This window comes from Microbacterium festucae, assembly GCF_025421715.1.
Classification (GTDB): Bacteria; Actinomycetota; Actinomycetes; order Actinomycetales; family Microbacteriaceae; genus Microbacterium; species Microbacterium festucae.
Genome location: NZ_JAOEFC010000002.1, coordinates 468,968 through 491,437 on the forward strand (window position 1 = coordinate 468,968; position 22,470 = coordinate 491,437).

At 71.9% G+C, this 22,470-nt stretch carries 25 protein-coding genes and 1 pseudogene; 4 read left to right on the plus strand and 22 right to left on the minus strand.

What is annotated here, in order from left to right; genetic code table 11:
* Positions 1-19 precede the first annotated feature (19 nt).
* Together N3K63_RS08345 and N3K63_RS08350 are read right to left on the minus strand one after the other, a co-directional pair.
* A complete protein-coding gene (locus N3K63_RS08345) occupies positions 20-964 on the minus strand; it encodes a tetratricopeptide repeat protein (RefSeq protein WP_261579692.1) in 945 nt (314 codons plus the stop codon).
* Entirely contained in the window at positions 964-2,745 is a 1,782-nt protein-coding gene (locus N3K63_RS08350) for a glycosyl transferase (protein ID WP_261579693.1), read from the minus strand. The genes N3K63_RS08345 and N3K63_RS08350 overlap by 1 nt, the downstream gene beginning before the upstream one ends.
* Before the next feature lie 180 nt (positions 2,746-2,925).
* Between N3K63_RS08350 and N3K63_RS08355 the strand changes: the two genes are divergently transcribed.
* Entirely contained in the window at positions 2,926-4,005 is a 1,080-nt protein-coding gene (locus N3K63_RS08355) for an AI-2E family transporter (protein ID WP_261579694.1), read from the plus strand.
* A gap of 9 nt (positions 4,006-4,014) precedes the next feature.
* Here N3K63_RS08355 and N3K63_RS08360 read toward each other — a convergent pair whose 3' ends face one another.
* The 9 genes from N3K63_RS08360 to rpsB all read right to left on the minus strand — a co-directional run bounded on the left by N3K63_RS08360 (position 4,015) and on the right by rpsB (position 10,732).
* On the minus strand, positions 4,015-4,734 hold the full coding sequence (locus N3K63_RS08360; RefSeq protein ID WP_261579695.1) for an alpha/beta hydrolase: 720 nt from the start codon (positions 4,732-4,734) through the stop codon (positions 4,015-4,017).
* A 50-nt stretch (positions 4,735-4,784) separates the two neighbouring features.
* Entirely contained in the window at positions 4,785-5,066 is a 282-nt protein-coding gene (locus tag N3K63_RS08365; RefSeq protein ID WP_261579696.1) for a hypothetical protein, read from the minus strand.
* 4 nt (positions 5,067-5,070) lie between these two features.
* Positions 5,071-5,805, minus strand: a complete 735-nt coding sequence (locus N3K63_RS08370; RefSeq protein WP_261579697.1) for an aggregation-promoting factor C-terminal-like domain-containing protein — start codon at positions 5,803-5,805, stop codon at positions 5,071-5,073.
* Between the two features lie 91 nt (positions 5,806-5,896).
* The gene (locus N3K63_RS08375; RefSeq protein ID WP_261579698.1) at positions 5,897-6,454 is read right to left on the minus strand and encodes a DivIVA domain-containing protein; all 558 of its coding nucleotides are present in this window, start codon (positions 6,452-6,454) and stop codon (positions 5,897-5,899) included.
* Complete coding sequence (locus tag N3K63_RS08380) at positions 6,451-7,482, minus strand: phosphatidate cytidylyltransferase (RefSeq protein WP_261579699.1); 1,032 nt, start codon at positions 7,480-7,482, stop codon at positions 6,451-6,453. Before N3K63_RS08380 ends, N3K63_RS08375 begins: the two co-directional genes overlap by 4 nt.
* Before the next feature lie 22 nt (positions 7,483-7,504).
* Positions 7,505-8,059 carry a ribosome recycling factor gene (frr, locus tag N3K63_RS08385; protein ID WP_261579700.1) on the minus strand — a complete coding sequence of 185 codons (555 nt, stop codon included), beginning with the start codon at positions 8,057-8,059 and terminating at the stop codon, positions 7,505-7,507.
* 55 nt (positions 8,060-8,114) lie between these two features.
* Entirely contained in the window at positions 8,115-8,834 is a 720-nt protein-coding gene (pyrH, locus tag N3K63_RS08390; protein ID WP_261579701.1) for a UMP kinase, read from the minus strand.
* A 91-nt stretch (positions 8,835-8,925) separates the two neighbouring features.
* Positions 8,926-9,753: a translation elongation factor Ts gene (gene tsf / locus N3K63_RS08395; RefSeq protein ID WP_261579702.1), complete on the minus strand. Its 828-nt coding sequence runs from the start codon at positions 9,751-9,753 to the stop codon at positions 8,926-8,928.
* A gap of 94 nt (positions 9,754-9,847) precedes the next feature.
* Positions 9,848-10,732, minus strand: a complete 885-nt coding sequence (rpsB, locus tag N3K63_RS08400) for a 30S ribosomal protein S2 (protein ID WP_261579703.1) — start codon at positions 10,730-10,732, stop codon at positions 9,848-9,850.
* A gap of 389 nt (positions 10,733-11,121) precedes the next feature.
* On the opposite strand from rpsB, the pseudogene N3K63_RS08405 reads away from it, so the two are divergent.
* Positions 11,122-11,412 (plus strand): annotated as a pseudogene (locus N3K63_RS08405) (peptidoglycan DD-metalloendopeptidase family protein); the annotation flags it as partial.
* Between the two features lie 117 nt (positions 11,413-11,529).
* On the opposite strand, the gene N3K63_RS08410 reads toward N3K63_RS08405, so the two are convergent.
* From N3K63_RS08410 to N3K63_RS08455, 10 genes are all read right to left on the minus strand, one after another.
* Positions 11,530-12,099, minus strand: coding sequence for a hypothetical protein (locus N3K63_RS08410; RefSeq protein WP_261580094.1), 570 nt, complete (start codon positions 12,097-12,099; stop codon positions 11,530-11,532).
* Between the two features lie 77 nt (positions 12,100-12,176).
* A complete protein-coding gene (locus N3K63_RS08415; protein ID WP_261579704.1) occupies positions 12,177-13,079 on the minus strand; it encodes a tyrosine recombinase XerC in 903 nt (300 codons plus the stop codon).
* A 149-nt stretch (positions 13,080-13,228) separates the two neighbouring features.
* Positions 13,229-14,368, minus strand: coding sequence for a DNA-processing protein DprA (dprA, locus tag N3K63_RS08420; RefSeq protein ID WP_261579705.1), 1,140 nt, complete (start codon positions 14,366-14,368; stop codon positions 13,229-13,231).
* Positions 14,365-15,906 carry a YifB family Mg chelatase-like AAA ATPase gene (locus tag N3K63_RS08425; RefSeq protein WP_261579706.1) on the minus strand — a complete coding sequence of 514 codons (1,542 nt, stop codon included), beginning with the start codon at positions 15,904-15,906 and terminating at the stop codon, positions 14,365-14,367. The genes dprA and N3K63_RS08425 overlap by 4 nt, the downstream gene beginning before the upstream one ends.
* Entirely contained in the window at positions 15,903-16,265 is a 363-nt protein-coding gene (locus tag N3K63_RS08430) for a YraN family protein (protein ID WP_261579707.1), read from the minus strand. The genes N3K63_RS08425 and N3K63_RS08430 overlap by 4 nt, the downstream gene beginning before the upstream one ends.
* Positions 16,266-16,360: 95 nt before the next feature.
* Complete coding sequence (locus tag N3K63_RS08435; RefSeq protein WP_261579708.1) at positions 16,361-16,684, minus strand: DUF2469 domain-containing protein; 324 nt, start codon at positions 16,682-16,684, stop codon at positions 16,361-16,363.
* A gap of 23 nt (positions 16,685-16,707) precedes the next feature.
* Positions 16,708-17,367: a ribonuclease HII gene (locus N3K63_RS08440; RefSeq protein ID WP_261579709.1), complete on the minus strand. Its 660-nt coding sequence runs from the start codon at positions 17,365-17,367 to the stop codon at positions 16,708-16,710.
* Positions 17,364-18,119: a signal peptidase I gene (lepB, locus tag N3K63_RS08445; RefSeq protein WP_261579710.1), complete on the minus strand. Its 756-nt coding sequence runs from the start codon at positions 18,117-18,119 to the stop codon at positions 17,364-17,366. Before lepB ends, N3K63_RS08440 begins: the two co-directional genes overlap by 4 nt.
* A gap of 146 nt (positions 18,120-18,265) precedes the next feature.
* Positions 18,266-18,613 (minus strand): 50S ribosomal protein L19, encoded by a 348-nt coding sequence (gene rplS / locus N3K63_RS08450; RefSeq protein ID WP_261579711.1) that lies wholly within the window; start codon positions 18,611-18,613, stop codon positions 18,266-18,268.
* Positions 18,614-18,789: 176 nt separating this feature from the next.
* Entirely contained in the window at positions 18,790-19,281 is a 492-nt protein-coding gene (locus N3K63_RS08455) for an MFS transporter permease (RefSeq protein WP_261579712.1), read from the minus strand.
* Positions 19,282-19,333: 52 nt separating this feature from the next.
* Between N3K63_RS08455 and map the strand changes: the two genes are divergently transcribed.
* On the plus strand, positions 19,334-20,116 hold the full coding sequence (map, locus tag N3K63_RS08460; RefSeq protein ID WP_261579713.1) for a type I methionyl aminopeptidase: 783 nt from the start codon (positions 19,334-19,336) through the stop codon (positions 20,114-20,116).
* 15 nt (positions 20,117-20,131) lie between these two features.
* Here map and trmD read toward each other — a convergent pair whose 3' ends face one another.
* Entirely contained in the window at positions 20,132-20,818 is a 687-nt protein-coding gene (gene trmD, locus N3K63_RS08465) for a tRNA (guanosine(37)-N1)-methyltransferase TrmD (protein WP_261579714.1), read from the minus strand.
* 180 nt (positions 20,819-20,998) lie between these two features.
* Here trmD and N3K63_RS08470 point away from each other — a divergent pair, with 180 nt between their 5' ends.
* Complete coding sequence (locus N3K63_RS08470; RefSeq protein WP_261579715.1) at positions 20,999-22,414, plus strand: MFS transporter; 1,416 nt, start codon at positions 20,999-21,001, stop codon at positions 22,412-22,414.
* Positions 22,415-22,470 lie beyond the last annotated feature (56 nt).

Below are 22,470 nucleotides of genomic sequence, written 5' to 3' on the forward strand. Positions count from 1 at the left end.
CCGTGCGGGGCCGCGGGGCTCAGAACAGCAGGCTCGCCAGCCGCCCGCGGGCACGGCCCACGCGGGGGTCGGCGTCGCCGACCAGGCCGAACAGCTCCAGTAGCCGCTCGCGCACCGGACCACGCTCGTCGGCGGGGAGGGCGGCGAACAGATCGAGCAGGCGCTCGAACGCGTCGTCGACGTGACCGCCGGCGAGGTCGAGATCGGCGACGGCCAGCTGCGCGTCCACGTCGAGGGGCGCCGCGGCGGCGGCGGCGCGGGCGGCGGCGAGGTCGGCGCCGTCGACGCGCAGCAGCAGCCGCACCTGGCCGAGGCCGGCGCGGGCCTGCTCGTCGCGGGGGTTCTCAGCGAGGGCGCGCTCGTAGGCGCTGACCGCGGCGGCGTAGTCGGCGGCCTCGATCGCGTCGAAGGCCTCCTGGTGCAGCGGCGGCAGGGGCGGCTCCGCGGGCTCCTGCGCCTCCTCGCCGGGCGCGCCGACCGGCACGGTGCCGGTGACGCCGTGCTGGGCGGCCAGCTGCAGCAGCTGGGTGAACACCTCGCGCACCTGCTGCTCGGGCACGGCGCCGTTGAACAGCGGCACCGGCTGGCCGGCGACGAGTGCCACGACCATCGGGATCGACTGCGCGCGGAAGCCCTGGGCCAGCTGCGGATTCGCGTCGACGTCGACCTTGGCCAGCACCAGGCGTCCGCCGAGCTCTTCGACGAGCTTCTCGAGGATGGGGCTCAGCTGCTTGCAGGGGCCGCACCACTCGGCCCAGAGGTCGACGACCACGGGCACGGTGCGCGAGAGCTCGAGCACCTGCGGGAAGGTGGCATCCGTCGCGTCGAACACGAGCGGCAGGGCGCCGTCGGCTGCGCCCGGCGCGGTCGCGGTGGCCGCACCGGCGGGAGCGGCGGGACGGGAGCGCAGCGACGACAGGTCGACTGCACCTCTCAAGACGGCACCGGGAGCCTGATCGCTCATCACTGCTTCACTTTCGCTTCGAGGATGTTGGACGAATAGCCGAGGAACTCGATGCGCTCGCTCGAGCTCTGGGCGGGGACGAAGAAGAACAGCTGGTCGGAGTAGGTCGTCGTGAACCCGCTGGCCGACTGGGTCTGCCCGGTGAGCGTCTTCACGACGGCGTTGTCATCGACCTTGATCACCGCGTCGGTGGTGGTCGGTGCGACCGTCTCGGTCTCGTTCACCGTCACGGCCACGATCGCCCCGCTGTCGAGGGTCGCCAGCGACAGCGGCGGCTGCGTGCCCGCCGACGCGTCGAAGCTGATCGTGCCGGTGCTGGCACCGGTCTGATCGAAGGTCTGCTTCTGGCTGTCGCGGTTGGCGATGACCTGGGCGCGGAAGCTGTCGTCGGCGAAGAGGCCGGCGTACTGGCTGGCGTCGCCGTTGTCGATGACGTCGGCGTAGGCGGCGGCGAGCTCTTGCGGGGCGATCATCAGGAACGGCGAGTCGGGCTGCACCTGCTGCGCGCCGATGTAGGCGGGGGCGACGTTGCGCGCGGCCTCGGTGACGAGGTCGGCGATCGACGAGAGCTTGTAGTTCGACCAGGGATCGGCCTGGGTGACGGCCATCACCTTGTCGGTGCCGGTGGTGGCATCGGCGACGACGGCGAAGAAGCTGCGCGGCCAGCCGGCGTAGGCCTCCGGCAGCAGCAGCTTGATGTCGGAGTCGGGGATCGCGGTGGGAGCGGCGTACTCGGGGATCTGGCTGCGCAGCGTGTAGTTGGTCGTGCGCGCGGCCAGCTCCGGTCCGTCGAGCCGCGTCGCGGCCAGGTCGGCGTCGTTGGCCTCGTCGGCGGAGGCGACCTGCTCGGCGATCTTGCCGATGATGCGCGCCGCCTGCTGCTCGGTGACCGCCGGCGGGGCGTCCTGGCCCTCGGGAACGACGACCGTGGCCGTCGGGCTGGGGCTCTCGGCGGCGGGCAGCTGCGGCCAGGCGTCGGCCGAGCAGCCGCTGGCCAGCAGGCCCACGACGGCGACGACCGGCAGGATGACCATCTTGCGGTTGCGGGGGGTGAGCTGGCGACGGCTCGGCGAGGCGCTGATGACGCCCTTGTCGGCGCCGTCGCCGCCGGCGACGGCGATGGGCTCGGTCACCGGCATCGGCAGACCGCGGCGGCGCGGGCCGCGCGAGCGGCGCACATGGCGCACGGCCAGCACATAGAGCACGAGTCCGACGGCCATGAGGATGGCGCCGCCGAGGATCAGGGGGCCCGCCCACGGCGTCGTCTGCGTGATCGGCCAGGTGACCGACATCGTCTGGGGTGCGTCCTCGACGCCGTCGGTGGCCACGAGCAGGCTCATGTCGGCGGGGAGGCTCACCGAGGCGATGAGCACGTCGTCCTGCTGGAACTGGTCGAGCCAGAGGTCGGACTCCAGCGGGCTCAGCGGCACCGGGGCGCCGTCTTCACCGATGACCGGCTCGTCGGCATTCACGTGCGCGGTCGTGACCTCGGTGCCGTCCATCGACACCTCGGCGTAGTCGGTGCGAGCCAGCCACGCCTTCAGGTCGTCGGTGCGTCCGTAGGCGGCGAAGATCGTGCCGTCGGCGGTGGCACGGAAGGTCTGGGCGCCGGCCTGGCTGCTGAGCACCGCGCCGTCGACGAGCACGTACGGCGCCGAGTCTTCGACGGAGATCGCCTGGGTCTGCGACGTCGGACCCTGCATCACGGTGCGCTGGGCGATGCCGGCCCCGATCATCAGGGTCGCGAGCACGAACGCGACCACCGCCCATACGAAACGCACGAAACGAAACCTCTCTCCGCTCCCCGCGCTCGGCGTGGCCGCCGCGGCGCACGCGGGGGAAGCACATTCGACGTTCCAGACTAGCGAAATCGCCTGAATGTCGCCCGGGAGGGGCCTGTCGCGCGGTCCGGGGCGCGCGGCGTGGCTATTGTCGAAGAACCGAGGGAAGGCAAGGCTCGCGTGAAACTCCAGCATCCGTTCCGCACCGCTCTGGTGGCCACCCTCGGGGTGGGCGTCGGGGTGCTGCTGATCAACAGCGTCAACTCCCTGTCGACGATCCTGCTGTACGTGGGCACGGCGCTGTTCCTGTCACTCGGACTCGACCCGCTGGTCACCTGGCTCACCCGACGCGGTCTGCCGCGCTGGGCGGCGCTGCTGGTGACCTTCGTGTTCGTGCTCGGCGTGTTCGCGGCGATCATCCTCATCGTCGTGCCGGTGATCGTGCAGCAGATCGGTCAGCTCGTGCAGCAGATCCAGACGCTGATCGAGAACGTCGTCGAGGGCGACTTCGACCCCGTCGAGACGCTGCGGCAGTGGCTGACCGACACCTTCCCGATGCTCAACGTCGACGAGGTCTTCCGCTACATCTCCGACTGGTACGCGAGCCTCGACCTCGCCCAGGTCGGCACCGCCGCCGGCGGCGCGATCATCAGCATCGGCGCGGCGATCGCGGCCGGGTTCACCGGCGCGCTGATCGTGCTGATCCTCACGATCTACTTCACCTCCTCCACCCCGTCGCTGAAGGCGTCGGTGTACCAGCTGGTGCCCGCCTCCAAGCGGGAGCGGTTCATCGACCTCTCGGAGCAGATCACCGCATCGGTCGGCTACTACGTCATGGGTCAGGTCACCCTCGGCGTCATCAATGGCGTGTTGAGCGCGATCTTCCTCACGATCATCCAGGCGCCCTTCCCCGCGGTGCTGGCCGTCATCGCCTTCTTCTTCTCGCTGATCCCGCTGGTGGGTACCCTCACCGGCTCGGCGATCATCGTGCTGGTCTGCCTCATCCCGGGCCTCGGGTCGCCGCTGACGGCGCTCGTGGCCCTCATCTGGTACGTCGTCTACATGCAGGTGGAGGCGTACTTCCTGTCGCCGCGCATCATGAACCGCGCCGTCTCGGTGCCCGGCGCGGTCGTCGTGATCGCGGCGCTGGCCGGCGGCTCGCTGCTGGGCCTGCTGGGCGCGCTCATCGCCATCCCGGTGGCCGCGAGCATCCTGATCATCTACCGCCAGGTGCTGATCCCGCGGCAGAACGAGCTCTGACCCGGGCGGTCAGGCCGGCTCGCCGTCCCATTCCTGCGGCAGCGGGAGAGCGTCGGGGTTCACCGCGGCGACGATCTCGGTGAGCACGCGGCGGGTCTGGTTCTCGCCGACCCAGAGGTGCTTGCCGCCCTCGACGGCGATGACCTGGGCGTGCGGCACGGCGGCGAACCGCTCGCGCGCCTCGTCGGGGCGCAGGTAGTCGTCGAACTCGGGCACGAGCACGATCAGGGGGCGGGTGTCCCCCGCCCACGCCGCGACCTCCTCGGCGGTGGCGCGGTGCAGCGGCGGCGACAGCAGGATGATCCCCGCCACGTCGTGGTCGCGGCCGTACTTCAGCGCGAGCTCGGTGCCGAAGGACCATCCCACCAGCCACGGCCGCGGCAGTCCGCGCTCCCGCGCGAAGTCGACGGCCGCCGCGACATCGAGCGCCTCGGACGCGCCCCCGTCGAAGGTCCCCTGGCTGGTGCCCCGGGGCGAGGTGGTGCCACGGGTGTTGAAGCGCAGCACGGCCAGGTCGGCGAGGGCGGGAAGACGCCCCGCGGCCTTGCGCAGGATGTGGGAGTCCATGAACCCGCCCGCCGTGGGCAGCGGGTGCAGCGTCACGAGCGTCGCGACCGGGTCGCGGTCGACGGGCAGGGCCAGTTCGCCCACGAGGGTGAGGTCGTCGAGGGTGTGCAGCTCGATGTCTTCACGGCGTGCGGGCAGCAGCACCGGTCCACGGATCTCCATGGGTCTCCCGTCGAGGTTGGGGTGGGGCGGCGGGTCGGGCGCCCGCGTCGTCAGGCGGTCTTCCAGCAGGCGGCGTGCCAGTGGCGTCGCGCGGCGAGGTCGGCGGTGTCGCCGAGCACGCCGTCGGCGCGCCACACCACCACGTGGGCGGTGCCGGGACCGATCGTGCGCGCGCATCCCGGGCAGATGTAGTCCTTCTGCGCCTGCGCCGCCGAGACCGGCTGCACGGTCCACTCGCGCCCGCGGCGGGTCTCGGTGCGCTTCCAGCCGCTCAGCAGGCGCTCGAACGACTCGTCGCCGCCGGAAGGCCGGCGACGGTTCGCGCGAGGCATGAGGTCAGTACCAGCCCTTGCGCTGGGAGTGGTCCCACGCGCCGCAGGGGGTGCCGTAACGTCCGCCGACATATCCCAGACCCCACGAGATCTGCGTGGCCGGGTTGGTCTCCCAGTCGGCGCCGGCGGAGGCCATCTTGCTGCCGGGAAGGGCCTGCGGGATGCCGTAGGCGCCGCTGCCCTTGTTGTAGGCGTTGACGCGCCAGCCCGATTCCTTCTTCCACAGCGCGACGAGGCAGGCGAACTGGTCGTCGCCCCAGCCGCGGGCGCGCACCATCTCGTAGGCGATGGCCTGCGCGCTGCCCGGGTCGGGCGAGACGAACGGCGGGGCCCAGCCCGACGAACCGGACGAACCCGACGAGGTCGACTTCTTCGCCGCCGCGACAGGGGTCGGGGTGGGGGTCGGCTTGGGGGTGACGTACACGGTGTAGCTGAGGGCGTCGCGCTGCAGGGTGGTGTCGGGTTCGTCGGATGCCGCGACGAGGGCCTGCGCGTCGGCGATCGTGCTCGCATAGAGCGAGATCGGCTCGAGCTCGGCGGCGTGCGCCTGCGACGTGACGGCGCCCAGCGGCGCGATCGCGGACGCGGCGAAACCGGCCACGGCGACGGCGGCGAACACACCCAGCACACCGCGGCGACGCGACCAGCGCTGCCTCGTGCGCACCGGCGGACGCGCGGCGGAGCGACGGGCGGGGGCCGTCGACGAGGAGGCGGGAGTCAGCTCGTTTCCGGAAGTCACAGTCGGGCCAGTCTAGCGGGAGGGGCGGACGCTGTCATCGGTGGCGTCTCGGCGCGTCTCGCCGCGGCGCTGGAGCGGTGGGACACGGGGGTCATCCGACGGCGAGCATGACCTCGACGACGGCATCCAGCACCGCGTCGACCTGCGTCTCGTCGTAGCCGCGCCGCTGCATACGGAAGGCGACGCTGCGGATCTGGTCGGGGGTGAGGGGCTCGCCCGACTCGAGGTGGGCGGCGATGCGATCGGCGACGATGTCGACCTCGTCGATGCGGTAGCCGAAGTGCAGGAAGCCCGCCCGACGGAACCGGTGCCGCTCGGGACGGCTCACCCGGTCGAGGATCTCCTGGGCGAGCTTGCGCGACTGACCGACCCAGGCCCGTGCGCCCGCACGCGAGAGAGCGCCCTCGCGCTCGCGCGCGGCGAACGCGTCTTCCAGACGGCCGAGGGCGGCGTCCACGGCTCCCACGTCGTACCCGCGGCGCACCAGCCGGAACGCCGTGCGACGGATCTCCGCGGAGGTGAGCTCCCCCTCGCGCGCCTCGAACGCGTCGCGCGCCCGCAGCAGGAACGCATCGACCGCCTCGGGGTCGTATCCCTTCTGCCGGCCCGGGGCCAGCGGGAAGGTCGTCGTCGGGCTCTCCAGGGTCATGCCACCACCATCGGGAAGAACAGGATGTACAGGCCGAGCGCCACCGGCGCCGACGGGAGGATGCTGTCGAGCCGGTCGAGCACGCCGCCGTGGCCGGGGAGCCACGAGCTCATGTCCTTGATGCCCATGTCGCGTTTGATCATCGACTCGCCCAGGTCGCCGATGGTCGCCGTCACCAGCACGAGCACGCCGAAGACCGCGCCGGCCCAGATGGGCAGGTGCAGCAGGAAGACGCTCATGAGGATCGCGGCGATCAGCGAGGCGGCCAGTGCACCGGCGAAGCCCTCCCAGGTCTTCTTCGGGCTGATCTTGGGGGCCATCGGATGCCGGCCGAAGGCCAGCCCGCTGGCGTAGGCGCCCGTGTCGGCGGCGACGACGACGACCAGCATGGTCAGCACCCACAGCTCGCCCTGCTCCTGACGCAGCAGCACGAGGGCAAGGCTCGCCAGGAACGGGACGTACATCGGGATGAGACCGGCCACGAGCACGTCGGAGAGCACGTCGGCGTAGCGGCGACCGTCCTGCGTCGCCATCTGGGCGATCATGCGCCAGATCACGACGATCGCCACGGCGGCGAAGGTGAGCACCCAATGGGTCCAGTGGCCGAGGAAGGCCGCGCTCAGCATGATCACCGCACCGACGGCCAGCTGCGCCCACACGTCGACCTTGCGCCCCGCGCCCTGCAGCGCGCGGGCGAACTCGAACACCCCGAGCAGGCACAGCGGGATGGCGAACACCAGGAACAGCCACTTGATCCACAGCAGCGACCCGAGCACCAGCAGCCCGATGCCCACGCCGATCGCGGTGGCGAGGAACAGGTTGCGGCCGGTGCGGGCGTTGATGCGCTCGTTGGCGTGCTCGAAGTCGGCGCGGGCGCGGTCGATCTGCTGCTCGAACTCTGAGCGCGCCGCCCGCACGTGCGACTGGAACGATGACGACGCGGCGGCGTCGCCGGCGCGTCGCGCCTCGGCACGCGTGAGAGGGACGTCGCCTTCGGGCGACGTCCCGTCCGCGGGATCCGGTGTCATCGGTGAACCTGGGTCATGGGTGTCAGACCTCGAGGAGCTCGGCCTCTTTGCGCTTGAGCGCCTCGTCCACCTCGTCCACGTGCACGCGGGTGAGCCCGTCGAGCTCCTTCTCCGCACGCACCAGCTCGTCCTCGCCGACGTCGCTCTTGAGCGCGTCGAGCTCGTCCTTGGCCTTGCGACGGATGCCGCGCAGGTGCACCTTGGCATCCTCGCCCTTGGAGCGCACGAGCTTCACGTACTCCTTGCGGCGCTCCTCGGTCAGCTCGGGCAGCGTCACGCGCACGATGTTGCCGTCGTTGGTCGGGTTGGCGCCGAGGTTCGGCGTGTCGCGGATGGCCTGCTCGATCGCCTTCAGGGCGGACTTGTCGTAGGGCGTCACGACGATGGTGCGCGCCTCCGGGTTGTTGAGCGAGGCGAGCTGTGCCAGCGGCGTGGGCGTGCCGTAGTAGTCGACCAGGATCTTCTGGAACATCTGCGGGTTCGCGCGTCCGGTGCGGACGGTCGCGAAGTCTTCCTTCGCCGCCTCCACGGCCCGGGCCATGCGCGTTTTCGTGTCGGCCAGGATGTCGGCGATCACGGTCACTCCATTCGTCGTAGCGTCGGTCAAGTCTAGTGGGCGGGCCTGCGCCGCCTCAGATGGTGACCAGCGTGCCGATGCGCTCGCCCAGCAGTGCCCGGGTGACGTTGCCGGCCGGCTCCATGCCGAACACGCGCATGTCGATGCCGTTGTCCATGCACAGGCTGAACGCGGTCGAGTCGACGACCTTGAGGCCCTGCTGCAGCGCGTCGCTGTAGGTGATGCGGTCGATGCGGGTGGCCGTCGGATCCTTCTTCGGATCGGCGGTGTAGACCCCGTCGACGCCGTTCTTGGCGACCAGCACCTCGTCGGCGCCGATCTCGAGGGCGCGCTGGGCGGCGACGGTGTCGGTGGAGAAGTAGGGCAGGCCCGCACCGGCGCCGAAGATGACGACGCGGCCCTTCTCCATGTGACGCTCGGCGCGCCGCGGGATGTAGGGCTCGGCGACCTGGGTCATCGAGATGGCCGACTGCACGCGGGTCGCGGCGCCGGCCTGCTCGAGGAAGTCCTGCAGCGCGAGGGCGTTCATGACGGTGCCGAGCATCCCCATGTAGTCGGCGCGGCCGCGGTCCATGCCGCGCTGGCTCAGCTCGGCGCCGCGGAAGAAGTTGCCGCCACCGACGACGATCGAGATCTCGACCTCGTCGGCCGCTGCGGCGATCTCGCGCGCGATCTGACCGACGACATCGGGATTGACCCCGAGTGCGCCACCCCCGAAGGCCTCACCGGACAGCTTCAACAGGACGCGACGGCGTCCGGTGTTCTCATCGATCACTCAGGGGTTCCTCTCGTCGGTTGCACATTAGCGGAAGGCGGGCATGGAAAAGGGGCCCGCATCACGGATGCGATGCGGGCCCCTGAACGACTTACGCGCCGACCTTGAAGCGGGCGAAGTCGGTGATGGTGATACCGGCGGCCTCGGCGACCTTGGCGACGGACAGCTTGTTGTCCTTCGCGTAGTCCTGGTCGAGCAGGGCGACCTGCTTGTAGAACGCGCCGACACGGCCTTCGACGATCTTCGGCAGGGCGGCCTCGGGCTTGCCCTCGTTGCGCGAGATCTCGGTGACGAGCTGGCGCTCCTTCTCGACCTCGTCGGCGGGGACGTCCTCGCGCGTGAGGTAGGTGGGGTTGGCGAACGAGATGTGCTGCGCGATGCTGCGCGCCGTCTCGGCGTCGTCACCCGTGTAGGCCAGGACCACGCCGACCTGCGGGGGCAGGTCCTTGCTGGTCTTGTGCAGGTAGATCTCGAACTTCTCGCCGGAGATGGTGCGCACGCGGCGCAGTTCCACCTTCTCGCCGATGATGGCGGCCTCGTCCGAGATGAGCTGCGAGACGGGCTGGCCGTCGGCGTCGGCGACGAGCGCCTCGTCGACCGACGCGGCCGAAGCGGCAGCGGCGGCGGCGAGCACCTTGTCGGCCAGCGCGATGAAGCGCTCGTTCTTGGCGACGAAGTCGGTCTCGGTGTTCAGCTCGAGCAGCGTGACGGCGCCGCCGTGCTCCTTGGCGGCGACCAGGCCCTCGCTCGTGGAGCGGTCGGCGCGCTTCGCGTTGCCCTTGGCGCCCTTCAGGCGCAGGATCTCGACGGCCTTCTCGAGGTCGCCGTCGGCCTCCTCGAGCGCCTTCTTGGTGTCGACCATGCCCGTGCCCAGCTGCTCGCGCAGGGCCTTGATGTCGGCGATGGTGAAGTTGGCCATTCTGTTGGCTCCCTTGGTGTCGTGTCTCGTGGATGACAGGCGTGGGCCGGGGTGGTGGCCCCGGCCCACGCCGGGCAGAAAGAGGTGGTCGGGCTTACTCCGCGGCCTTCTCGGCCTCGGTGGCGGCCTCGGCGCCGGCGACGTCGGCGTCCGACTCGGTGGCGACGGTCTCGACCTCGGCGACGTCGGTGACGACGGGCTCCTCGGCGGCGGCCTCAGCCGGCGTCTCGAGCAGCTCGCGCTCCCAGTCGGCCAGCGGCTCAGCCTCGGCCGACTCGTCGGTCGGGTTGTGGCGCTGGATGAGGCCCTCGGCGGCGGCGTCGGCGATGATGCGGGTGAGCAGGCCCACCGAGCGGATCGCGTCGTCGTTGCCGGGGATCGGGAACTGGAACTCGTCGGGGTCGGCGTTGGTGTCGAGGATGCCGATCACCGGGATGCCGAGCTTCTTGGCCTCGTCGATGGCGAGGTGCTCGCGCTTGGCGTCGACGACCCAGATGGCCGACGGGGTCTTCTGCAGGTTGCGGATACCGCCGAGCGACTTGTGCAGCTTGTCGAGCTCGCGCTTCTTGAGCAGGAGCTCCTTCTTGGTGAAGCCGCTGGCAGCCGGGTTCTCGAAGTCGAGCTCCTCGAGCTCCTTCATGCGGGCGAGGCGCTTGCTCACCGTCGAGAAGTTGGTGAGGAGGCCACCCAGCCAGCGCTGGTTGACGTAGGGCTGGCCGACGCGGGTCGCCTGCTCGGCGATGACTTCCTGGGCCTGCTTCTTGGTGCCGACGAACAGCACGGTGCCGCCGTGGGCGACCGTCTCGCGCACGTACTCGTACGCCTTGTCGATGTACGACAGCGACTGCTGCAGGTCGATGATGTGGATGCCGGAGCGCTCGGTGAGGATGAAGCGCTTGACTTTCGGGTTCCACCGGCGGGTCTGGTGTCCGAAGTGGACGCCGCTGTCGAGCAGCTGGCGAATGGTGACGACGGCCATGGTCGTACTCCTGATTCTGTTGCGGTTGATCTCGCCGCACCGAAGGGTGCGGCGTGCCTGGTACCCGGCACACACACCGCTCGTCGTCACGGGATCGTGGGACGAGACCTGGGATGTGGATGCCGCACCGGACGCGGGGCGCCGCGGTGCTCTGGGCACGCGTAGTCACCCCGACCTGCGAGGTGCTCCTCCAGTGTAGCAGTGGCGGGGCTTCCTCCCCCGCGGCGTGTCCGGCCGATTCCTCCACCGTTGCGCCCCTCCGCCGCCCACCCGCGGCGCCGGCGGCGCACACTCGGGGCATGCGCCCCGTCATGATGCTCACCTGGGTCCTGCTGCTGTTCGCGACGCCGGCGTCCGCGGCATCCGAACCGCGGCCGGCCCCCTGGACGATGCCGCTGGCGGGCGGGGTGATCGTGGCGCCCTATCGCGAGCCCGCGCACGAGTACGGCCCGGGTCACCGCGGCGTCGACATCGCGGGGCCGCAGCCGGCGGGGGCGGTGCCGGTGCTCTCCCCCGCGCCCGGCACGGTGGCCTTCGCCGGGGCGGTCGCCGGCCGCGGCGTGGTCACGATCGCCCACGACGGCGGACTCGTCTCGACGCTCGAGCCGGTGGACCCGGCGGTCGCCGCCGGCTCGAGGGTGGCGGCGGGCTCCCCTGTCGGCACGCTGTCCACGGGCGGTCACGCCGCCGCGGGAACCGTGCACCTCGGGGTGCGCCAGGACGGCCGCTACCTCGATCCCACTCCGCTGCTCAGGGAGCGGGTGCGGGCGGTGCTGCTGCCGTGCTGCGAGGCGCGCTCAGCGCGAGCCGATGATGTTCCCGTCGCCGTTGTCGGTCACGCTGCCGACCTGGCCGGCCTGGATGCTGTTGGTGTTGCCGTTGACGGTGACGAACGACAGCGCCTGGTCGACGATGGCCTGATTGGCGTTGCCGCGCACCTCGAGCGTGCCGATCGAGACGGCATCCACGGTGTTGCGCTGGCCCTCGATGATCACCTGCGAGGGGTCGGCGACCTCGACGGTGTTGCCGTCGCCGCGCACGATGACCTCGCCGATCTCCACGCCCGCGGCGGCCACCTCCACGTCGGCGCCGGAGACCTCGAGGCGGGGGCAGTCGGCGGTGACGGCGAAGACCTGGGAGGAGGCCCCGATGCGCACCACGCCGTCGATGCATCCGGGCACGACACCCGGCCCCGCCGCGTCGGTGGACGCGTCATCGGCGTCGGTGGCGCCGGGACGCGGCACCTCGGGCGTGGCGGTCAGCCGCGGGCCCACGGGGGCGGGCTCGGGTGCGCAGCCGGCGAGGGCCATGCTCCCGGCCAGGGTGGTGAGGGCGAGCAGACACGAGGCGAGGCGGCGACGGGACATGCGTTCCACGTTACGGCCCCGCTGCGCGCGCGGCGACCGCCCGACGGATGCGGTCGGCCGGGGGCGCGGGGAGGCCGTCAGGCGCGGGGGTGGGCGAGGCGGTAGGCCGCCTGGAGCTTCTCGGCCGAGACGTGGGTGTAGATCTGGGTGGTGCCCAGGCTCGCGTGGCCGAGCAACTCCTGCACCGTGCGCAGGTCGGCCCCGCCGTCGAGCAGGTGCGTGGCCGCGGAGTGGCGCAGCGCGTGGGGGCCGACGCGCTCCTCGCCGATCGCGGGGGCGACCCGGGCCGAGACGACGTCGTAGACGGCGCGGGTGCCGAGCCGGGCGCCCCGGACGCCGAGGAACAGCGCCGGGGTGGGCGCCGCGGCGCGGGCCGCCAGCGCGGGTCTGCCGCGCACGAGCCAGTGGTCGAGCGCGGTGGCCGCCGGGCCGCCGTAGGGGACCACGCGCTCCTTGTCGCCCTTGCCGACGACGCGCACGGTGCGTGCGGCGGGGTCGAGGTCGTCGATGTCGACGCCGCAGATCTCCGACACGCGCAGCCCGGCGGCGTAGAGCAGCTCCAGCACGGCGGCGTCGCGCAGAGCGATCGGGTCGCCCTCGTCGGCGGCGGTCCGGGCGTCGTCGAGCAGGTGCGCCATCGTGTCGGCGGCGGCCACCTTCGGCAGTGAACGCCCGCGCTTGGGCGCGACCAGGCGCAGCGACGGGTCGCCGTCGATGATGCCCTCGGCATCGGCCCAGGCGAACAGCCCGCGCACGCAGGCAGTGCGCCGGGCCAGGGTGCTGCGGGCCAGTCCCCGCTGCGTGGCCACCCACAGCCACTCCCGCAGCGACTCGAGGTCGACGTCGCCCGCGTCCGGGTCGCCGAGCGTGGCGGCGAGGTCGTCGAGGTCGGAGCGGTAGGCCCGCACCGTCGCCGCCGACAGCCGACGGACCTCGCGCAGGTGCGCCGTGTAGCGCTGCGCCGCCTCGGAGATCCGCATGGTCCCAGCATGCGACACGGTGGCCGCGGCCGGCGCGCGGCGCACCGGTGACGGGGCGTGGCGAGGACGCGACGGGGCGGGGCGCAGCGGTGACGGGGCGCAGCGCGATGCGGTCTCGGTGGCGGGGCGCAGCCGCGACGGGGTCGGGTTCACCCCGCCGCGGAGACCGCCGTCCATCCGGCATCCGCGCGTCGCGCCGCGCCGGTGAGGGCGAGGAGGCCGAGGACGGACTGCACGGCGCCCGCCGACAGCCCGCTGCGCCGTGCGATCTCGTCGACCGAGCGCGCCGTGCGCACACTCAGCGCGTCGCGCACCCGCGTCTGGTCGCCGCCCGGCTCCGGCCCCGCGGGGACTGCCGCTGTCGCGGTGCTCTCGCCGATGAGCTCGAGCACGTCGTCGGCGCCGGTGATGCACACCGCGTCGTGGGTGCGCAGCAGCCGGTGGCAGCCCGCCGAGGCGCTGCTGGTGATGGGGCCGGGCACCGCGCCGAGGGGCCGGCCGAGCGCGGCCGCGTGCGACGCCGTGTTGAGCGACCCGCTGCGCCACCCGGCCTCGACGACGACGGTGGCGTCGGAGGCGGCGGCGATCACGCGGTTGCGCGCCAGGAACCGCCACTTGGTCGGTGCCGAGCCGCACGGCACCTCCGAGACCACCGCGCCGTGTGCGCAGATGCGTCGCAGCAGCTCCTGGTGACCGGCGGGATAGGCGCGGTCCACTCCCCCGGCGAGGAAGGCCACGGTCGAGCCGCCGGAGCCGAGGGTCGCATGGTGTGCGGCCCCGTCGATGCCGTAGGCCGCCCCGGAGACCACCGTGATCCCGGCCGCCGCCAGCGCGGCGGCGAGCTCGCCGGCGACGTGCTCGCCGTAACCGGTCGCCGCGCGGGCTCCGACGACGGCGACCGCGGCGGGGGCGACGAGGGCGGCCGTGTCGCCGCGCACCCACAGGCACAGCGGCGCATGCGGGCCGAGGTCGTCGACCCGTCGCGGCCAGTGCGGATGATCCGGCGTGACGAGGGCGGCGCCCACGCGCGCGGCATCGGCGAGGGCCGCCCCGAGGTCGCCGCGGCGCGGCTGCCAGCGGCGCCGCCCGTCGGCGAGGGCGGCGCCGTCGAGGCCGGCGGCGTGCGCCTCGGAGGGCAGCGGCGCGCTCCCGAGGGCGAGCTCGAGCGCGCGCGGGGCTCCGAGCGCACCCACCATTGCGCCGAGCGCGCCGTCGCCGGGTTCGCCGAGCACGCTCAGGTGAGCCCGCGCCTCGGCGTCGGCAGAGGGCGCGGCCGGGGCGGGGCTCATGCGTAGCCGCCCTTCTTGAGGAACAGCGCCCGCCCGACGTCGTCGACCTCGAGGCTGCCGCGTTCGGCCATGTCGGCGAGGGTCCACGCCACCCGCAGCACGCGGTCGTAGCCGCGCAAGGTGAGTGCGCCCCGGCTGAGCGCCGCGTCCAGCGGTCCGCGCACGGCCGGCGGCGGGGCGCCCGGGCCGGTGCGCAGCCACGTGCCGCTCACCTCGGCATTGGTGCGCCAGGGCGTGCCCCGCAGGCGGGCCGCGGCGTGGGCGCGGGCCCGGGCGACGCGCTCGCGCGCCTCGCCCGTGGCCATCGCGGTGCGGGTGCTGTGCAGCTGGGCCAGCGACACCCGCCGCAGGGCGAGTTCGATGTCGACGCGATCGCGCAGCGGCCCGCTGAGCCGCCCGAGGTAGCGGCGCACCGCCGCGGGCGGGCACACGCACTCCCCGCCCGGCACGCCGTGGTTGCCGCAGGGGCAGGGGTTGGTGGCCAGCACGAGCTGGAACCGTGCCGGGAAGCTCGCCCGGAACCCGGCGCGGTGGATCTCGATGCACCCCTGCTCCAGCGGCTGGCGGAGCGCATCGAGCGCGTGGGCGGCGAACTCCCCCGCCTCGTCGAGGAAGAGCACCCCGCCGCTGGCCCGGGCGATGGCGCCCGGACGAACCACGCGGCTGCCGCCGCCGACGAGCGAGGCCACGCTCGCGCTGTGATGGGGCGCCTCGAACGGCGGCGTGCGTCGCAGGCGATCGACCGGCAGCCCCGACAGCGACCGGATGGCCGCGGCCTGCAGCGCCTCGTCGTCGTCCAGCGGTGGCAGGATCCCCGGCATCCGACGGGCGAGCATGGTCTTGCCGGCCCCCGGCGGGCCGCTCATCAGCAGGTGGTGGCCGCCGGCGGCGGCGATGACGAGAGCCTCGACCGCGTCGCGCTGCCCGACGACGTCACCGAGGTCGGGTATCTCGCTCTCCTCGACCACCTCCCCCGCCGTCGGCGGCGGTACCGACTCGTCGACGGCGGGGTCGTCGCCGTCGAGGGCGAGGCCGTGTCGGCGGGCGACCTCACGCAGGGTGCGCGCCCCGACGACCTCGATACGGTCGACGAGTGCCGCTTCGGCGGCGCACTCGGCGGGCACCACGACGCGCTCGTACCCGGCCCGTGCGGCCGCCATGACCGCGGGCAGCACACCGGGCACCGGTCGCAGCCGCCCGTCGAGACCCAGCTCGCCCAGGTGCACCGTGCGCGCGATCGACCGTTGGTCGAGGGGGTGCTCGGTGGCGACGGCGGCCACGGCGATGCCGACGTCGAGGATCGACCCGTGCTTGGGCAGGCTCGCCGGTGACAGGTTCACGGTGAGGCGGCGGCGGCCGAGCCGCAGCCCGCTGTTGGCGCAGGCGTTGGACACCCGCTGCTGCGCCTCTCCGACGGCCCGGTCGCCGAGACCGATGATGCGGAAGTCGGGGGTGTGACTGGAGAGGTCGGCCTCGATCTCGACGAGGTCGCCGACGAGCCCGGTGAGCACGACCGACCAGGTGCGCCCGATGGTCACCGCAGGTCCTCGAGGTGCTCGAGCGCGGCGACGGCGGGGTCGTCGCCGATGATGCCGATCAGGTCGAGCCGCAGCACGCGGGCGTGGGCGAGGTCGGGGTGGGCGAGGCACCACGCCCGCGCGAGCTTCCACAGCCGCCGGCGCTTGCGCTCGTCCACTGCCGCGAACGGATGCCCGTAGGCCTCGCTCCGCCGCGTCTTCACCTCCACGACGATGAGGTCGCGGCCCTGCTCGGCGACGATGTCGATCTCGCCGATCGGGCAGCGCCAGTTGCGGTCGAGGATCCGCCACCCGCGGGCGTGCAGGTGCGCCGCCGCGCGGTCTTCGCCGGCGCGCCCGCGCTCGTCTTTGTCAGCCATCCCCCGATGGTGGCCACCGGGGTGCGCGCGTGGGAGACGGATGCGGCGATCGGGGGACGGATCCCCGGATCAGCCGCCTGTGGAGGAGGCTGTGCTCAGGAGTCGAGCGAGAGCTCGTCGGGCAGCTGGAAGTCGCGACGCTGCAGTTCTTCGACGTTGACGTCCTTGAACGTCAGCACGCGCACCGACTTGACGAAGCGGTCGGCGCGGTAGATGTCCCAGACCCACACGTCGGTCATGGAGATCTCGAAGTAGAAGTCGTGCTCGGTGTCGCGGCGCACGACGTTGACGTCGTTGGCCAGATAGAACCGGCGCTCGGTCTCGATGACGTACTGGAACTGCGACACGACGTCGCGATACTCCTTGTACAGCGCCAGCTCGAGCTCGCGGTCGTAGTCCTCGAATACTTCGTCGTCCATGGTGTTCCCAGTCTAGGCGCGGGTCAGAACAGCGTCGGTGCGTCTGCGATCGCCCACGACGAACGGTGGTGGGCGCTGAGCCCGTGCGAGCGGATGGCGGCGCGGTGCTCGGCGCTGGCGTAGCCCTTGTTGCGCGACCACTCGTACACCGGCGCGTCGTCGTGGAGGCGCACCATCAGATCGTCGCGGGCGACTTTGGCCACCACGGAGGCGGCGGCCGCCGAGGCGCAGTCGCGGTCGGCCTTGATGATCGGACGCACGGTGAGCCCCGGCCCGGCGATCGGGGTGATGTAGTCGTGGTTGCCGTCGAGGATGACGATCGCGTCCTCGGGCACGATGCCCACGGCGCGCAGCTCGGCGATGGCACGGGTGGCGGCGGTGCCGAGCGCCCGGATGATGCCGATCCGGTCGATCTCGTCGGCGGAGCACCAGCCCACGGCGGTGGCCATCGCCCACGCCGCGGCGCGGTCGGCGACGGCGGGCCGCTTGGCGGCGGCGACGAGCTTGGAGTCGCGGAGCCCCTCGGGCACCCGGCGCCGCGCCCGCGCGGCATCCACGGCGGCCACGCCGACCGCGACGGGGCCGGCGAGAGCCCCGCGCCCCACCTCGTCGCAGGCGATCACGAGCGCGTGCTCGCGCAGCAGCCGGCGCTCGACGGTGAGGCGGGGCTCGACGACGGTCACTGGGTGTCCGGCTCGGGCACTCCCGAGAACACGTCGTGGTGGAAGTCGATGAGTCCGAAGCGGGCCACCGGCCAGGTGATGATGAAGGCGCGCCCCACGACGTTGTCCAGGGGCACGAACCCCTTCGAGGGCTGCTCCATGTTGTAGCGGGAGTCGCGCGAGTGGTCGCGGTTGTCGCCCATCACCCACAGCGCGTCGTCGGGCACGGTCACGTCGTAGGGCACCGGTTCGGGTGCGTTCTGACCGGGCTCCAGGTTGAGGTAGGGCGTCTCGTCGATGGGCACGCCGTTGACGGTGGTCTTTCCGAGGGCGTCGCAGCACACCACGTGGTCGCCGGGCACGCCGATGATGCGCTTGATGAGGTGCTCATCGCTGTCGGATGCCGAGATGCCGACCATCGACAGCACCCAGTCCACGGCCTCGACGATCACCGACCGCTCCGGCTCGGGCGGGGTGTCCAGCCATCCGCCCGGGTCGCGGAAGACGACGACGTCGCCGCGTTCGTAGCCGGTGAAGTGCGGGGTCAGCTCGTCGACGAGGATGCGGTCGTCCTTCTGCAGCGTCTGCTCCATCGACCCCGACGGGATGTAGAACGAGCGCACGAGGAAGGCCTTGACGACCACCGAGACGACGACGGCGATGAGGAGGATGACCAGCACGTCGCGCACGAGCGGCCAGAGGCCGCGGCGGGCGACCGAGCGGCGCGGCACCGGGGAGGGATGATCCGCCGGGGCGGGGGTGGTCGAACTCATTGCATCCTTCTCTACGGCGGGGCGTCTGCGAAGCGCGCGCGTCGACTCTCAAGGGTCGCACACGCGCCGGGCGCATGCGTCGCGCACCGCCCGGAAAACGACGGATGCCCCGGGGTTCTCCCCGGGGCATCCGTCTGAGTCGCGCGTCAGTTGTCGCGCTTCTCCTTGATCTTGGCCTTCTTGCCACGCAGCTCGCGCAGGTAGTAGAGCTTCGCGCGGCGCACGTCACCGCGGGTGACGACCTCGATGTGGTCGATCACCGGGCTGTGCACCGGGAAGGTGCGCTCCACGCCCACCTGGAAGCTGATCTTGCGCACCGTGAAGGTCTCGCGCACGCCGTCGCCGGAGCGACCGATGACGACACCCTGGAACACCTGGATGCGCGAGCGGTTGCCTTCGGTGATGTTGACGTGCACCTTGACGGTGTCGCCGGCGTTGAAGGAGGGGATGTCGGAGCGCAGGGATGCTGCGTCGACGGAGTCGAGGATCTGCATGATCGTCACTTCCTGCGACCGCCACAGGTCGATCGCGAGAGGGTGGATGAAAGGATGTGGTGTGCCCGGGCGCCGGAGGCCGACGCCGTGCTCCCCTGAGGCAGAGACCTGTCAGGGCACAAACAGCTATTCTGCCACGGATACGGGGCCGCTCCAAACCACCGGCCCGCGCGAGCTCAGCGCTGGTCGTCGCGTTCGGTGATGATGAACACGCCCGGGTCCGCGTCGCGGCGGGGCGCCTGCTGCTGCGGCGGGATGTAGGCCACGCCCTCGGAGGTGCGTCGCACGACGGCGACCGACCCGCGCGCCTCGAGCCACAGCTGCCGGAAGCCCATCCACAGCAGCGCCACGCCCACGGCCATCGTCAGGCCGAACACGGCCCACCACGCCGGGTTGTCGAAGAAGCCGAGCGCGATGATGAGCACGTGCCACGCGCCCATGAGACCGACGTCGGTCCACGAGACCGCACGGTCGGTGCGCACCGTGCCGCGGGCGCGCACGAGGAGGGTGAGGATGAGCTGGCCGACGAAGACGATCGGCGCCGACAGCAGGACCCACAGCAGCGTCCAGGGGTTGGATCCGGTGGCGATCCACGCGATGACCAGCCACAGCGGCAGAACGAAGGCGGCCGGGATCAGCCAGAGGAAGAATGCGCGTCGCAGCCACATGACTTCGATGCTACGCCGGTCGGGGAGAATGGAACCTGAAGAAGGGATCAGGATGATCGAGTTGCGCACCCCTGCCGAGATCGAGGCCATGCGCCCCGCGGGCCGTTTCGTCGCCGAGACGCTGGCGACCCTGCGTGCCGAGACGAAGGTGGGCACGAACCTGCTCACGATCGACAAGCGCGCCCACGAGATGATCCGTCGGGCCGGAGCGGAGTCGTGCTACATCGACTACCACCCGTCGTTCGGGGCGAGCCCGTTCGGCAAGGTGATCTGCACGTCGGTCAACGACGCGGTGCTGCACGGCCTGCCCTTCGACTACACGCTGCGCGACGGCGACCTCGTCTCGCTCGACTTCGCCGTCTCGGTCGACGGCTGGGTGGCCGATTCGGCCGTCTCGTTCGTGGTCGGCACGCCGCGCGACGAAGACCTGCAGCTCATCGACACGACCCAGCGCGCGCTGGATGCCGCGATCGCCGCGGCCGTGGTGGGCGGGCGCGTGGGCGACATCTCGCACGCGATCGCCGAGGTCTCCCGCGGCGGCGGGTACGAGATCAACACCGACTTCGGTGGGCACGGGGTGGGACGCATCATGCACGGCGACCCGCACATCCCCAACGACGGCAAGCCCGGTCGCGGCTACCCGCTGCGCGCCGGTCTGGTCGTCGCACTCGAGCCGTGGCTGCTGCAGACCACCGACGAGCTGATCACCGACCCCGACGGGTGGACGCTGCGCAGCGCCGACGGTTCGCGCGGAGCGCACTCCGAGCACACCGTCGCCCTCACCGCCGACGGCCCGATCATCCTGACCGACCGCTCGTTCCTCGGCGTCGACTGACGACGCCGCCCGCGGTCAGTCCGCGAGCAGGTCGGGGCGACGCTCGCGCGTGCGCTCGACCTGCTGGTCGTGCCGCCACTGCGACACCCGCCCGTGATGGCCGCTGAGCAGCACGTCGGGCACGTCGTAGCCGCGCCATGAGGCCGGCTTCGTGTACGAGGGGTACTCGAGCAGCCCCGCCTCGTGGGACTCCTCGACCAGGCTCTCGGGGTTGCCCACGACACCGGGGACGAGACGGCCGACGGCCTCGATCATCGCCATCGCGGCGACCTCTCCCCCGTTGAGCACATAGTCGCCGAGGCTCATCAGCCGCACGCGCCCGCGGGTGGCCGCGTAGGAGAAGACGCGCTCGTCGATGCCCTCGTACCGACCGCATCCGAAGACCAGGTGACGCTCCTGGGCGAGCTCGCGCGCGGTGGCCTGGGTGAAGACCTCGCCGGCGGGCGAGGGGAAGATGAACACCGGGTCGTCGGCATCGGCGGCGATGGCGTCGATCGCCTCGCCCCACGGCTCGGGCTTCATGACCATGCCCGCCCCGCCGCCGTAGGGGGTGTCGTCGACGGTGCGGTGGCGGTCGTGGGTGTGGTCGCGCAGATCGTGCACGCGGATGTCGAGCAGACCGTTGCCCCGGGCACGCCCCAGCAGCGAGACCTCCAGGACATCGAAGAACGAGGGGAAGATCGAGACGACGTCGATACGCACCCGAGAAGTCTAGGCAACCGGGGCGTGTTTCCGATCTGTGACGGGACGCTAACCACCCTCCTCGGCGCGGCGTGACCGTGGCGTCTTCGAGAGGTAACCGCGGCGGCGGTGCTGCCGAAACACGCGATCCCTAGCGTGGGCCGGGCAGTCACCCATCCTTTCCCCCACCCGGGAGGCGTCATGACCACCGAACTCACCCCGCCCGCGACCGGCATCGCGCCCCCGCCGTCGTCGTCCACCGTGCTCACCCGTCGTCCCGGCCGGTGGATCGACGGCTGGAACGCCGAAGACCCGGCCTTCTGGGCCGGCGAGGGGCGTCCGGTCGCCCGGCGCAACCTCGGGTGGTCGATCTTCGCCGAGTTCCTCGGCTTCATCGTCTGGCAGCTGTGGAGCATCGTGGTCGTGATGCTGCCGGGCGCCGGCTTCACCCTGTCGAGCTCGGAGTCGTTCTGGCTCATCTCGCTGCCGAGCCTCGTGGGCGCCACGCTGCGCTTCCCCTACACGTTCATGGTCGCCCTCGTCGGCGGTCGCAACTGGACGATCATCTCGGCCGCGCTGCTGCTGATCCCGACCACGCTCCTCGGCTTCGCGGTGCAGAACCCCGAGACCCCGTTCGGCGTGCTCCTGCTCATCGCGGCGCTGGGCGGTGTGGGTGGCGGCAACTTCGCGAGCTCCATGGCCAACATCACCTACTTCTTCCCGCAGAAGGAGAAGGGGTGGGCGCTCGGGCTCAACGCCGCCGGCGGGAACCTGGGCACCGCCGTCGCCCAGCTCGCGGTGCCGCTGGCGGTCACCATCGGCGCCGGGGCGACCCACAACATCGCCCTCGCCGGCTGGATGTGGATCCCGCTGATCCTGCTCGCCATGTGGGGCGCGTGGCGCTACATGGACAACCTGTCGTCGGCCAAGGCCGACTTCGCCGGCTCGGCGGCGGCGCTGCGCGAGCCGCACCTGTGGCTGATGGCACTGCTCTACATCGGCACGTTCGGCTCGTTCATCGGCTTCGCGAGCGTGTTCCCCAAGCTCATCGCCGACCAGTTCCCCGAGTTCGCCACCTTCCAGGTCGGCCAGGCCGCGATCACCCTCGCCTTCCTGGGGGCGCTGCTGGGATCGCTCGCCCGACCCTACGGCGGCCGGATGGCCGACCGCATCGGCGGGGCCCGCATGACCGTGATGGCTTTCGCGGTGATGGCGCTGGGCGCGCTCGCACTGATCTGGACCCTCCCCCTGCAGAACTTCTGGGTGTTCCTGGCCTGCTTCCTGGTGCTGTTCACCGCGACCGGCTTCGGCAACGGCGCGACCTACCGCATGATCCCGAGCATCTTCGCGGCGCGGGCGGCGGCCCAGGGCATCGAGGCGGGCACGCCGGCGGCGGCCCGGATGCAGCGCAAGTCCGCCGCGGCCCTGGGCATCATCTCGGCCATCGGCGCCTACGGCGGCTTCCTCATCCCGCAGGTGCTCAACGCCTCGCAGCTGGCCACCGGCGCCTACACGGCCGCCTTCTACGGGTTCGTCGCCGCCTACGCGGTGCTGCTGGTGATCACCGCGGTGGTCTACATCGTGCCGCGTCCCTCGCTGGCCGGGCACCGCATCTGACGGCATCCGCACCCCACGACGGGGCCGCTTCACCCGGGGAGCGGCCCCGTCGTCGT

Coding starts and splice junctions, on each gene's coding strand:
- N3K63_RS08345 (WP_261579692.1), bottom strand. CDS start 964: ATGAGCGATCAGGCTCCCGGTGCCGTCTTGAGAGGTGCAGTCGACCTG.
- N3K63_RS08360 (WP_261579695.1), bottom strand. CDS start 4,734: ATGGAGATCCGTGGACCGGTGCTGCTGCCCGCACGCCGTGAAGACATC.
- N3K63_RS08365 (WP_261579696.1), bottom strand. CDS start 5,066: ATGCCTCGCGCGAACCGTCGCCGGCCTTCCGGCGGCGACGAGTCGTTC.
- N3K63_RS08375 (WP_261579698.1), bottom strand. CDS start 6,454: ATGACCCTGGAGAGCCCGACGACGACCTTCCCGCTGGCCCCGGGCCGG.
- N3K63_RS08380 (WP_261579699.1), bottom strand. CDS start 7,482: ATGACACCGGATCCCGCGGACGGGACGTCGCCCGAAGGCGACGTCCCT.
- tsf (WP_261579702.1), bottom strand. CDS start 9,753: ATGGCCAACTTCACCATCGCCGACATCAAGGCCCTGCGCGAGCAGCTG.
- rpsB (WP_261579703.1), bottom strand. CDS start 10,732: ATGGCCGTCGTCACCATTCGCCAGCTGCTCGACAGCGGCGTCCACTTC.
- N3K63_RS08410 (WP_261580094.1), bottom strand. CDS start 12,099: ATGTCCCGTCGCCGCCTCGCCTCGTGTCTGCTCGCCCTCACCACCCTG.
- N3K63_RS08415 (WP_261579704.1), bottom strand. CDS start 13,079: ATGCGGATCTCCGAGGCGGCGCAGCGCTACACGGCGCACCTGCGCGAG.
- dprA (WP_261579705.1), bottom strand. CDS start 14,368: ATGAGCCCCGCCCCGGCCGCGCCCTCTGCCGACGCCGAGGCGCGGGCT.
- N3K63_RS08430 (WP_261579707.1), bottom strand. CDS start 16,265: ATGGCTGACAAAGACGAGCGCGGGCGCGCCGGCGAAGACCGCGCGGCG.
- N3K63_RS08435 (WP_261579708.1), bottom strand. CDS start 16,684: ATGGACGACGAAGTATTCGAGGACTACGACCGCGAGCTCGAGCTGGCG.
- lepB (WP_261579710.1), bottom strand. CDS start 18,119: ATGAGTTCGACCACCCCCGCCCCGGCGGATCATCCCTCCCCGGTGCCG.
- rplS (WP_261579711.1), bottom strand. CDS start 18,613: ATGCAGATCCTCGACTCCGTCGACGCAGCATCCCTGCGCTCCGACATC.
- N3K63_RS08455 (WP_261579712.1), bottom strand. CDS start 19,281: ATGTGGCTGCGACGCGCATTCTTCCTCTGGCTGATCCCGGCCGCCTTC.
- map (WP_261579713.1), top strand. CDS start 19,334: ATGATCGAGTTGCGCACCCCTGCCGAGATCGAGGCCATGCGCCCCGCG.
- N3K63_RS08470 (WP_261579715.1), top strand. CDS start 20,999: ATGACCACCGAACTCACCCCGCCCGCGACCGGCATCGCGCCCCCGCCG.